Source organism: Parabacteroides sp. AM08-6 (assembly GCF_003473295.1).
GTDB lineage: Bacteria > Bacteroidota > Bacteroidia > Bacteroidales > Tannerellaceae > Parabacteroides.
This window is the reverse complement of the sequence record NZ_QRMP01000008.1, coordinates 1-12699: the sequence shown is the minus strand read 5'-3', so window position 1 is coordinate 12699 and position 12699 is coordinate 1. Positions and strand designations below refer to the sequence as shown.

7 protein-coding genes and 1 pseudogene are annotated in these 12699 nt (G+C 41.3%); 6 read left to right on the top strand and 2 right to left on the bottom strand.

The features are described 5' to 3' along the window. Nucleotides 1–35: 35 nt before the first annotated feature. Genes mtgA through DW103_RS07515 form a run of 3 tightly spaced genes read left to right on the top strand, consistent with a single transcriptional unit; the run spans nucleotide 36 to nucleotide 2391 of the window. On the top strand, nucleotides 36–818 hold the full coding sequence (gene mtgA / locus DW103_RS07525) for a monofunctional biosynthetic peptidoglycan transglycosylase (RefSeq protein WP_122275057.1): 783 nt from the start codon (nucleotides 36–38) through the stop codon (nucleotides 816–818). After that, nucleotides 782–1450, top strand: coding sequence for a lipoyl(octanoyl) transferase LipB (gene lipB / locus DW103_RS07520; protein ID WP_122275056.1), 669 nt, complete (start codon nucleotides 782–784; stop codon nucleotides 1448–1450). Before mtgA ends, lipB begins: the two co-directional genes overlap by 37 nt. Further along, entirely contained in the window at nucleotides 1447–2391 is a 945-nt protein-coding gene (locus tag DW103_RS07515; protein ID WP_122275055.1) for a tRNA-dihydrouridine synthase family protein, read from the top strand. Before lipB ends, DW103_RS07515 begins: the two co-directional genes overlap by 4 nt. Here DW103_RS07515 and DW103_RS07510 read toward each other — a convergent pair. Then, the gene (locus tag DW103_RS07510; RefSeq protein WP_122275054.1) at nucleotides 2368–6831 is read right to left on the bottom strand and encodes a translocation/assembly module TamB domain-containing protein; all 4464 of its coding nucleotides are present in this window, start codon (nucleotides 6829–6831) and stop codon (nucleotides 2368–2370) included. The two genes, DW103_RS07515 and DW103_RS07510, sit on opposite strands and share 24 nt — an antisense overlap. Before the next feature lie 140 nt (nucleotides 6832–6971). Between DW103_RS07510 and tsaD the strand changes: the two genes are divergently transcribed. Beyond that, the gene (gene tsaD / locus DW103_RS07505) at nucleotides 6972–7991 is read left to right on the top strand and encodes a tRNA (adenosine(37)-N6)-threonylcarbamoyltransferase complex transferase subunit TsaD (protein ID WP_122275053.1); all 1020 of its coding nucleotides are present in this window, start codon (nucleotides 6972–6974) and stop codon (nucleotides 7989–7991) included. 88 nt (nucleotides 7992–8079) lie between these two features. Next, nucleotides 8080–9321, top strand: coding sequence for a CinA family nicotinamide mononucleotide deamidase-related protein (locus tag DW103_RS07500; protein WP_122275052.1), 1242 nt, complete (start codon nucleotides 8080–8082; stop codon nucleotides 9319–9321). A 14-nt stretch (nucleotides 9322–9335) separates the two neighbouring features. Here the strand turns inward: DW103_RS07500 and DW103_RS07495 are convergent. Then, a pseudogene (locus tag DW103_RS07495) lies at nucleotides 9336–10430 on the bottom strand (SGNH/GDSL hydrolase family protein); the annotation flags it as partial. 117 nt (nucleotides 10431–10547) lie between these two features. Between DW103_RS07495 and DW103_RS07490 the strand changes: the two are divergent. Further along, nucleotides 10548–12536 (top strand): glycoside hydrolase family 97 protein, encoded by a 1989-nt coding sequence (locus DW103_RS07490; RefSeq protein WP_122275050.1) that lies wholly within the window; start codon nucleotides 10548–10550, stop codon nucleotides 12534–12536. The last annotated feature ends 163 nt before the right edge of the window (nucleotides 12537–12699 follow it).

Below are 12699 nucleotides of genomic sequence, written 5' to 3'. Positions count from 1 at the left end.
TTCTGTAAGTTTGTGCTTGCTAAATCAGGAATTGTATGCACATACTGAAAAAAATATTAATCTGGGGAAGAAACCTATTGATAGGGTTATTTTTTTTCAGCATATTAGCGGTGGTGATATACAAGTTTGTACCTGTATATTACACACCGTTGATGTTCATACGTATGTATGAACAGTTTCATGATGGAAAACCTTTTAAATTGGAACACAAATGGGTTCCTATCTCGAAAATAGCCCAACCTTTGGTACAAGCTGTTGTCGCTTCGGAAGATAATCTTTTTTTGGACCACCATGGTTTCGACATTGAACAGATACAGAAAGCTCGTTCTGAAGCCAAAAGCGGTAAACGGATAAGAGGAGCCAGTACAATTTCACAACAAACGGCAAAGAATGTATTTCTCTGGCCCGGAAAAAGTTATCTGCGTAAGGGTATAGAAGCCTATTTTACTCTTTTGATAGAATGGATTTGGGGGAAAGAACGTATAATGGAAGTTTATCTGAATTCGATAGAAATGGGAGAGGGTATTTATGGTGCTGAAGCTGTAGCACATTCTCACTTTGGTAAGTCTGCATATAAATTAACTCGCTCCGAAGCAGCTTTGATAGCAGCATCTTTGCCTAATCCAAGAAGATTCAATTCAGGTAAACCTTCCCCGTATATGCTAAAACGACAGGCAAAAATCATGTCGTTGATGGGTAAACTCTTAAAGATAGAGATGGGGTACGACACAGGAGAGTCTGATTCTGACATAAATTCCGATAAAATCAAAAAAAGAAAGAAATGGAGAGCTTCACTTATTACGACCTCGGATATATAGATTATGCAGATGCATTAAAACGCCAAACTATAGCATTCAATGCATTGTTGGATGCAAAAGTTCACGGAATGCAAGGGGAAAACCAATTGCTTTTTTGTGAACATGCCCCTGTTCTGACTATCGGAAAAAGTGGAAAAGATACTAATTTGTTGATTCCACAAGATTTGTTGCAAGCTCGTGGTATTTCATTTTATCATATAAACCGAGGTGGAGACATCACCTATCATGGTCCTGGACAAATAACGGGTTATCCTATATTTGATTTGGATTGCTGGCATCTTGGATTAAAGCAATATATAAGCAAGTTGGAGGAAATTATTATTATTTTTCTGGCTTTGTACGGAATCAAAGGAGAAAGGCTGAATGGAGCGACAGGTGTCTGGATTGACCCCTTGGTAAAAGGATGTGCCCGTAAGATTTGTGCAATTGGAGTAAAAAGTAGCCGATTTGTAACGATGCATGGATTCGCATTGAATATAAATACGGATTTGAGTTATTTCTCTTTGATTAATCCTTGTGGTTTCACGGATAAGGGAGTCACTTCCCTGGAAAAAGAGCTGGGAGAAAAACAAGACTTTGAAAAAGCAAAAAAACAGTTATTTTCACTTTTTACAGAAATGTTCCCCAGATGAGACCTGTAGTTCATTTTGCACCTTTGCAAGGATATACGGATGCCATTTATAGAGAAGCCCATGCACAAGTGTTCGGAGGGGTGGAGAGTTATTATACGCCTTTTATTCGCATTGAAAAAGACGGTTTCCGTAATAAAGACTTACGGGATATAGCGCATAGGGAAAATCAATCTATTCAGGTTATTCCTCAATTGATAGCGGCTATTCCTGATGAGTTCCGGCGAATAGCATCGTTGTTCTATCAATACGGTTATCGGCGGGCTGATATTAATTTAGGTTGCCCTTTTCCAATGCAGGTTCGTTTACATCGTGGTGCAGGTATTTTACCTTATCCTCATGACGTTGAAACATTATTGAATGTCATACCTGAATTTCCGGAGCTGAAATTCTCCGTCAAATTACGCTTAGGTTGGAATGTTGCAGAAGAAATTCAAGCCATTGTGCCCATATTAAACTCACATCCTCTTGTACATGTCACTTTACATCCCCGGATTGGAATCCAACAATATAAAGGAATTGTTGATTTAGACGGTTTTTCTCGTTTTTATGAATCTTGTAGTCATCCATTGTTTTATAATGGAGATTTGAATACACTTGCTGATATTTATGCAATAACCGGACAGTTCCCTCGTCTCCGGGGAATTATGCTGGGACGTGGCCTGTTGGCAGCTCCGTGGTTGGCAATGGAATATCAGGCTGGAAAAGAGTTGTCAGATAGGGAGAAGAAATCCAAACTACGTGCTTTCCATGCCTTGTTGGCGGAAGAATATGGGAAATCTTTGGAAGGAGGAGACCATCAGATTCTTGCCCGTATGAAAACACTTTGGGATTATATGTTACCGGATGTAGACAAAAAGTTACATAAGAAAGTAATAAAAAGTAAAACTTTACTTGAATATAAGGATGCTGTAAGGATTTTAATCGACAATACTATCTTTTGAAATCTCATTTTTAGACTGCGGAATAGTATCATTTACAACAGGACGAAGCGGAATAAGCGGCAACGTTTTCTTTTTCTTACGGAAAATATCAGAAAAACGCGTAAAGTCTTTTTTGTACATGATACCGACTCCTTGGGTTGTTAATGCCTTTTGAACGTACATATACATATCGTTTGCATGATTATAAGCTTTCAAGCGAATATCACCACTGTTATTCAGTTTATATTCCAAGTCGAATTCGCCGATAAAAGCATTTTTTTGAGTAGCGTTGTTCTTATATCCGAAATTCCCGTTAAATAATAAACGATTGTCCAACAGCTGACTCGAAAGCAACATTTCCACTTCTGTATCTTCAATGCCATCCTGGCTGGTTCGGATATTCGTCCCTAATTGTACTTTATCAGTAAAACTATTCATCAAACTTGATATCTGGGAGGACAAAGCAGAAGAGGCAACAGCAGAAAATTCATTTCTGGAAGCATACGGATTGTTTGTATATTCAGGTGTATAGAATTTATTCAATACCAATAAATAAATAATCTGTCGTGTCATCATATCTTCCGTATCGACAATACTTTTCACTTGTCGTTCCAATTCTTCATTGGAACCGGGTAGTTCCAAATCAAATGAAATATTCGGGCTACGCAGCATTCCATCCAGATTTAGTACGCAATTGACCGGAATGTTACGGCGGGCACTTTCTGTAGCAAAATTGGCATCTAAATCTTGAATGTTAGCCGTCAGATTATATATCGCATTTACATTCATCGTTGCATCAAATGGATCTCCACGGAAATTAATCGTACTTCCGTCACGTATTTTGAAGTCTTTATGGATAAGTTGTTGTAAACTGAAATTATAATTCCCATTTACAATACCGATATTACCATACATGCGCAGGTCGGTTTTTGTTCCGTATTGTACTTGCAGGCTTCCGCTACAATTTCCCGAAATTTTATCGCCGCCAATAGGATCCATGATTAAATCGATGTTAGCATCCGGTGTTATATCGAGTAGGAAGTTCATACGAAGTTCTGCCCCTTCGTCTTCTTTAGAGGTAAGTAATGTTTTTTTGATGGAATCTCCTCCTGTCAACATCGTTTGTTGTTCCAACTCTTTTTTATTGACAAAAGTGATAAAATCGTAATCGGCAGCCGAGGAATTATTCATAAAATCGAGAGTAATCGATGTCTTAGGATCACTTCTCATATTTATATCGAAGTTTACAACCTGCCCATTCCCTTTTATAGAAGCAGTTCCTGTCCCGAAGACCGTCCCGAATATCTGACGATTTAACTTCTGAGTTGCATCGAATACCAGCATATTATTTGTTTGAATTTCCACATTAAAATTCAAATCTTTGAAGTGCTTGTGATTAATCGTTAGATTGACTTTTGCCGGATTTCCAAATTTATCGTGAACAGTTACATTACGGCCGATGATAGAACCCGGTGTCAAATGGAGTGAATCGGAGAACGTATAATAAGTATTCAGATATTCGATACCTAAACCACCGTCTTGTACAAAAGCATCGCCTTCCACATTCAATTTGCTGAAAGGTCCGTGCAAATGGATATTACCATATCCGCGTCCCTGCATATTCTTGGCGATTTTACCGACAAAAGGTTGTAAGAAAGCTATATTCAGGTCGTTTGCTCCGAAGAAAAGCGAAAGACCTGCATTTTTTCCGACCGGATAAACGTAGCCGCTTACATCTGTCCAAATACTATCGTTTTTATAAATACTTCCCAGCATTAGAATACCTTGTTGTGCATCATCCCATTCGCTGAACAGATTGAGACGGCCTAACGGAACTTGGTTGAAAGAAAAGTTCTGCACTTCGAGGTCTGTATTCAGCATACGGCTTCCATACAGGTCGGTGATATTGAACGTCCCTGTAGCTTTTCCTGCAAATTGCAAAACCGGAATGTTCAGAATGTCGAAAATATAACTTAATTCAATCTGTTTCAAGTCTAGCAACAGCGTGTCGGTAGGTTCCTTCGAGATATTTCCATCCATGTGCAAATATTCCTGATTGTGCGAAACGGAGAAATTATGAATACCTATTCTTCCGTCCGCAATTGTGATGGAAGATGGGGCAACATTCCACGCCGTATCATTCAATACTATAGGACTTTCGTTCAGCGTAATATCCGTACGTAGTTTAGAGGGACCTTTTTCTGTTATTTCTTCGGTGAAGATAGTTGAAGCTGAAAGATCTGCTTTGAATAAGCGTGCTTTGTTGTTGGCCCAACTAATTAGCGTATTGATACGATTGTTCTCTGCATCCATTTTCAATTCGAGATAATTACGCAACCCCTTTGTATTATAGTTGGTTGCTTTCAATTGCAAGTTTGCTTTATCAGCCGGATTATCGCAGGTCAGATGACCGGATTCGAACATCGACTTACCGATATTGAATTTAGGCAGATACGCTTCGAAACGAAAACGATTATATTGATTGTTGTAATGTCCGGTAATCCTTCCCTGATTCAGCATGGTAAAAGGAAGCTTCAATGTGTTTGATATTGCTTCTGTATTCTCGATTGTCAGCAACAAGGAGAAATTGTTCTCCATGAATTTTTGTTTCTTTTGCGTCACATTGACAAGTGCCGGAACATACCCTTTCAGTGTATTCATCAGACTGGGAACAAGGGTGGTAAACGAGTAGGCACCGGTTACTTCTCCATTTACTACGTCTGAAGTAATGCTCAGATGGCGGTCCAGGGAATGTCCTGTAGCTTCTACTTGGAATTTTTTCAGGAAAAAACTGTCCGGTACTGTTTTAAATGAAAGACTATCTATACAAATACTTCCTTCCAGGTTATCAATATTATTTCCTCTGAAATCAGCATTCAGAGATAAGGATATTTCCGGATTTTCATATTTGTCGGTCAGGTGCAGACTGTCCGGGCGGAAATTCTTTAGTTGTGATGTGAAATTGAATACAGAGTTTTTACCTTCATGCTTGAACAGACCTTTCGCATACAACAGACCATTCGGATCGTTCACTTGAAGCATACCGTCGAAACTGTTTTTTTGAAAATTACCAGACAACCGGATATCTTCATATTTATATCCATTATAATCAAATTCGTCGATATTTGCCTGAATATTACCGGAAAATGGACCATTCTGAGGACGGTTCATATCCAAACTTATATTGAACTTGGCAGTTCCGTACGGATTGTTATCATCGAACAGTTCATTCAGTTGCAAGCCGGAAGCTGAAATATGTCCTTTTAGATAAGCAGCAATTCCTTTCTCTTTATTTTTACCGAATATCAAATCCGTTTGTAGTGAGCCGACGGACGATGAGAATTTCCCAAAAGCCACCAGATTATCAAAGAAACCTGATATTTCGCCTGTAAAGTTGATTGTCCCCAGTTTGATAATCGGTTCAGGAAGTTTTACCGGATGTTCGCTGAAGTTAGTGGCCAAACCGGTAATACCATCTGTTGTAATATACATCTTGTTTATTTGTCCGAAGATGTATGCTTCTTCCGGATGACTGATACCTTTCAGTTCCATTTTCCCGACAAACAACATTTTGTCACTATATTTAAGCGTCAGTTGTTTCAGATTTATATTGTTGACATAGCCGGAAGCTTCGGCCGAGAGCTCGATTGTTTCTGCAAAATTATGAAAAGCCGGTATGAAAGGCGAAAAGTCTTTCATACAAATTTGTGAAGGGGCGATATTTAAAGTTATAGGAGAATCATCCAATAATTCTTTTGCGCTGGTCACTTTTGCCAGGTTGATATTTGCCCGGTTTATTTTAAGGTCTGTCCCCGGCAGTTTTATTTCGAAGTTATTGATTGCGGCGCTATCTTTATTCCCGATGATATTTACGGATAATTTATTTAGGGAAAAGCCTGATGCTTCGTCGAAACTCATTTTCTTGATATGTGCATTCAAGCTATCTTTGTTGAATGCTTTCATTGATATTGTCGCACTTAGATTTTTGATATTGACATGTTTCGGGTTAAATTTCCCGGGAGTATATGCTGCGTTTTGTATGTCGTAACGGAAGTTTCCTCGACGTATCAGGATTGAGTTGAAACGAAGATCAATATTTGATTCCTTCTTTACCGTATCTTTATTGGCAAAAGCGTCTAATACAAATTGCAGATTTAATTTATCGTCGGGAGTCTTTTTATTTAAATTGACGGAAAAACCAAACAGCCGTACGGTGGAAAATACGATTTTACCTTTTAAAAGCGGTAATATTTCGAAGCCTGCAGACACATGATTGGCATCAAACAATGTTTCCCCTTGTTGGTCGGCCAGATATAAGTCTTCCAGCACCAAGCGATTAATCCACTTGATGTTTACCTTCCCGATATTGACGGGCACACCCAACCGGTCGGATAATTCTGTTGTTACAATCGTGGCAACCTTTTGCTGAATGTAGGGTATCCGCAGCAAAAGGGCTGGCATTGCATAGAATATCCAGAACAGAGTGAGTAGGGTAATGATTATGTATTTAAGTCCTTTGATATCTTTATTATATTTAAGCACAAAACTACAACATTATCCCGATAGATTTCGTTAATTTGCATAAAAATTAAAATGAAGATATGAGTGTGACAATATTAGGAATAGAGTCATCGTGTGATGACACATCCTCTTCTGTAATACGTGATGGCGTGATGCTGTCCAATGTTATTGCCAGCCAGGCAGTTCACGAAGCTTATGGTGGTGTTGTTCCCGAACTTGCTTCCCGTGCACATCAGCAGAATATTATTCCGGTGGTTGCAGAAGCAATCAAACGTGCCGGTATCGATAAATCCGAATTAAGTGCCGTTGCTTTTACCCGTGGCCCGGGGCTGATGGGATCGTTATTGGTTGGAACTTCTTTTGCCAAAGGGTTGTCTGCCTCTTTGAATATTCCGATGATTGAGATTAATCATTTGCAGGCACATGTATTGGCACATTTTATTAAAGAAACGCCCGATGACGACCATGCTCCACATTTCCCTTTCCTCTGTTTGCTGGTTTCGGGCGGAAATTCGCAGATAATTAAGGTGAATGCTTATAATGATATGGAAGTAATCGGACAAACGATTGACGATGCAGCCGGTGAAGCTTTTGATAAGTGTGCCAAGGTGATGGGACTGGGTTATCCCGGTGGACCGGTTGTGAATCGTCTGGCTAATGAAGGAAATCCGAAAGCTTTTTCTTTCAGCAAACCTCATATTCCCGGATACGATTATAGTTTCAGCGGATTGAAAACTTCTTTTCTTTATACTCTACGCGATAAGTTACAGGAAGCCCCCGATTTTATTGAAAAGAATAAACAAGACCTTTGTGCTTCGCTTCAGGCTACGGTTATCGATATCCTGATGGATAAACTGCGTAAAGCTGCAAAGGATTTGAATATAAAAGAGGTTGCCGTTGCCGGAGGTGTATCTGCCAATTCCGGACTTCGGGATGCTTTCCTCGACCATGCGAAACGTTATGGCTGGAAAGTACATATCCCGAAATTCTCCTTTACAACGGATAATGCCGCAATGGTAGCAATCACCGGTTATTATAAGTTTCTCGATAAGGATTTTTGTCCGATGGACGCGGTTCCGTTCTCAAGGGTCGTAATCTGATTCCTGTTTACAACGTAGGAAACGGTACTTCCCTGCGCAGGGAGCGGAGTGAGAACTTGTTGAATAAAAAAATAATCTTTAGTATACAATGGATGTAGAGATAGTAACAATAGGCGACGAATTGCTGATAGGTCAGGTGGTAGATACGAACTCTGCCTGGATGGGACAGCAATTAGGCGATGAAGGATTTCGTGTAATCAGGCGTACTTCGGTCGGTGATGTGGAACAGGATATGCTGGACGCTTTTGATGCCGCTATGAAACGGGCGCAAATTACATTGGTGACAGGAGGCATCGGACCGACTAAGGATGATATTACGAAAAAGACGCTTTGCAAATATTTCGGTTGCGGAATGTCATTTTCGGATGAAGTATTTGAAACGATACAGCAGATATATTGCCGTTCCGGTCGCCGGATGAATGATTTGACACGCAGCCAGGCGATGGTTCCGGATGGTTGTACCGTTATTCAGAATCAGGCCGGTACCGCACCTTGTACCTGGTTCGAACGGGAAGGAAGGGTATTGGTCTCCATGCCCGGTGTCCCTTCGGAAATGAAATGGTTGATGACGAATGAAATACTTCCACGTCTGAAGAAACAGTTTCGTCAGGATTTATATATCCGCCACCGGACTTGTTGGGTTAGCGGTTATCCGGAGTCGGTACTGGCTATTAAACTGGCTCCGTTTGAAGAACAGTTGCCTCCGTTCGTGAAATTAGCTTATCTTCCGCAACCCGGACTTATTCGCTTGCGTCTTTCCGCCTATGCCGGCACTTCTCTCCAGGCAGAACAAGCAATAGCCGAACAGACCGACAAACTGCATACTATTTTGGCCGGTAATATTTTGGCGGATGAGGATAAAGCCATAGAAATACAGATAGGAGAGATGCTCCGTTCCAAACATTTGATGATGGGAACAGCCGAAAGCTGTACCGGAGGACGTATTGCCAATATGATAACCCTCATACCCGGCAGTTCGGATTATTTTGCAGGAGGAGTTGTCTCTTATTGCAATGAAGTGAAAAGTAATGTGTTGGGCGTTTCGAAAGAGAGTCTGGCAAAACATGGCGCCGTTAGCCGTGAAGTTGTCGAACAAATGGCTTTAGGTGCTATTCGTACCTTAGGTTGCGACTGTGCTGTTGCCACATCCGGTATTGCCGGGCCTGGCGGTGGAACGCCTGAAAAGCCTGTCGGGACTGTTTGGATAGCAGCCGCTTTAAAAGACCGTGTTGTTTCCGAGTGCTACCATTTCGGTACGGTTCGCGACCAGAATATCCAGCGGGCAGCCAACATGGCGTTGTTGATGCTGTCGCATTTGTTGCAGGAGTAATGCTTTTAGCGACGAATATGTAAGATTTTGCGTACTTTCTTCTCTACGGCCGAGGCTTGTTGTTGCATACCCAAGTCGGAAGGGTGGACATAATCTACTCTGGAATCAGGAGATAAATTCAATTCTTTGTGCGAGAGGTAATAAAGTTCTTTTACACCTTCGGAGCGCAAATGTTCGTATGCTTTACGGGAACCTTTGTTCACGCGGGTATAACATTCATATTGCCCTTGGTTGGTAAGGGCATTGCTGTATCCAACATGTTCGATTAATAAGATAGGTTCCGTATGTTTGGTACGCAGTTGTTTAACAGCATCGATGGTTAGTTGGGCAATTTCCTCTTCACTCTGAAAAATCAGGTTGGGAAGACAGTCGAGAATAAAAAGGCTGGCATCTATTTCACCAACAAAGTCTAATACCTCTTTTTCCAGACGCCCGCTTCCCGAAAAACCTAAATTTATGAGTGGATAGTCAAGCGTACGTTGTACGATGTTCGGCCATGCCATTGCCGGACGAGAAGCACAACCTCCCTGAACGATGGAAGTACCGTATACTACAATCGGTTTTTTAGAAAGAGCAGGGATGAATGTGAGTTTGTTTTTTTCCTCTATACCTATTTCTAACCATTCCACACTGTTGTAAAGGGGAAGGTAGATGCGATATTCGAAGCCGGAAGCCGGGATATTATCCGGATTGCCTGAAACTGTCAGAGGGGAATAATCGTATTGTATGGTATCGCCGAAAGAATAGTCGCCTGAGCAGAATTCCCATTCCCCATTACTTCTATACATGTCGATACCGGAAACACCGGTCGCCGGCATGTGCAGCATACTGAACGGCCCGCTAACTTTGTAACGGACTTTTATTTGAGAGGCGTCACAATTGAAATAGATTGCCAATCCCGTTGAATTGCGTGATAAATTCCAAACCGGTGTCCGGACTACGCCTTCTGCCCGTTTGGGAAGCCGGGTATAAGTTGTTCCGATTTCTTGTGTAAATCCTTGGTTCTGTATGACCGGGAAACCGGCATCCATCGGATTATACCATTTCCATTGGGCAACAGCAGAAATGCTGATGATACAAAAAAGTAAGAGGAATAGTTGTTTGTTCATGGCATTTATTCTTTAGAAAACTTCATTTTGATATGATTTTAGCAAAGATAGTACAATTTTGCAAATTCTTTTCGTCTTCTTTCCCGTATATTTGCAACGTTAATAAAATAAATCGCCATGAAAATAAAAGCACTTATTGCGCTCCTGCTAATGGGGAGTATGTCGATGATGGCTCAAAAGAGCTATCAGTTGCAATCGCCGGACGGAAAACTACACGTTACGGCTACTGTCGGTAATGATATTCAGTTTTCTTTTACCCATGAAGGGACCGAAGTCTTAGCTCCATCAACCATTTCTATGACATTGCAGGATGGAACTGTATTGGGAGAAAATCCGAAAGTTTCGAAAGTATTGAAAGCTTCTGTGGATAAGGTTATCCCTTCTCCTTTTTATAAGAAATCGGAAGTGTCGGATATTTATAATGAAATGACAATATCTTTCCGCGGAAACTACGGGCTTGTGTTCCGTCTATATAATGAAGGGCTTGCTTATCGCTTCTTTACTAAGATGAAAAATGATATTATCATAGCAGACGAAAAGGCTGAATACAATTTCTCGACCGACCACAAAACGTATGCTCCTTATGTGAATAGCAAAAAGGCTACTTTTGAAGAACAATATATGAATTCTTTCGAACAGCTTTACGTGCATGAAGCAATTACTAAATTGAATGACAAACGCCTGATGATATTACCGTTCCTGGTAGAACTGGATGGGGGCAAAAAGCTCTGTATCACAGAGTCTGACCTGGAAAACTATCCCGGTATGTTCCTGAATAATACAACCGACCGGCCGTCATTGAAGGCTGTCCATGCGCCTTATCCGAAAGTGACAAAGCAAGGCGGTCACAATCAGCTTCAGATGTTGGTTCAGGAACGCGAGAACTTTATCGCAAAGACTAAAGGAACCCGTTCTTATCCTTGGCGTGTATTTGTTGTTTCGGCCAACGATAAGGAACTGGCGGATAATGACATGGTTTACTGCTTGGCTTCTCCTTCCCGCGTATCGGATATTTCCTGGATTAAACCGGGTAAAGTAGCTTGGGATTGGTGGAACGACTGGAATATATACGATGTCGATTTCCGTGCCGGCATTAACAATGATACCTATAAATATTATATAGATTTTGCTTCCGAACATGGTATCGAATATGTTATTCTGGACGAAGGCTGGGCTGTCAACTTGAAAGCCGATTTGATGCAGGTTATTCCGGAAATCAATGTAAAGGAGCTGGTCGATTACGGTAAATCCAAAAATGTAAGCATTATTCTCTGGGCCGGTTATCATGCTTTCGACCGGGATATGGAGAATGTGGTAAAATATTATTCCGAAATGGGAGTGAAAGGTTTCAAGATTGATTTTATGGACCGCGACGACCAGGAAATAATAGATTTCCTTTTCCGTGCAGGCGAAACTTGTGCGAAGTATAAAATGTTGGCAGATTTCCACGGTATTTGTAAACCTGCCGGATTGACCCGTACGTATCCGAACGTAATCAATTTCGAGGGCGTGCATGGACTGGAAAACATGAAATGGGCTACAGCAGAGTCCGATATGGTGACGTACGATGTCACTATCCCGTTTATCCGCCAGGTAGCAGGCCCGATGGACTATACACAAGGGGCGATGCGGAATGCAGCCCGCAACAATTATCGTCCGGTTAATTCCGAACCGATGAGTCAGGGAACACGTTGCCGGCAATTGGCTACTTACGTTATCTTCGAGTCACCGCTGAATATGCTTTGCGATAATCCCAGTAATTATATGCGGGAAAAAGAATGTACGGAATTTATTGCCGGTATTCCTACCGTATGGGATAAGACGGTTGCACTAGACGGTAAGGTTGCCGAATATGTTGCCATCGCTCGTCAGCACGGTGATGTATGGTATCTGGGCGCTCTGACAAACTGGACACCCCGCGAAATAGAATTGGATTTGTCTTTCCTGGGCGACGGAAATTATAAGATAGAGCTTTTCAAAGACGGCATCAATGCTGACCGTGCTGCTCGTGATTACAAAAAAGAAACCCTCCCTGTCCCTGCCGACCGTAAGCTGAAAATCAAGATGGCTTCCGGCGGAGGTTACGCCGCTAAAATTTATAAGTAATTCCAATGCCAACCGCATGACACTCCAGTGCCACCTAGATGGCATTGCAGTGTCATCAGCGTGGCACTCCAGTGCCAATACGGTGGCACTGGACTTTTGAAATATACTTTTAAAACTCAACATGTATGTTAACGATTATCGTTGACTACTATTCGTCTTATAT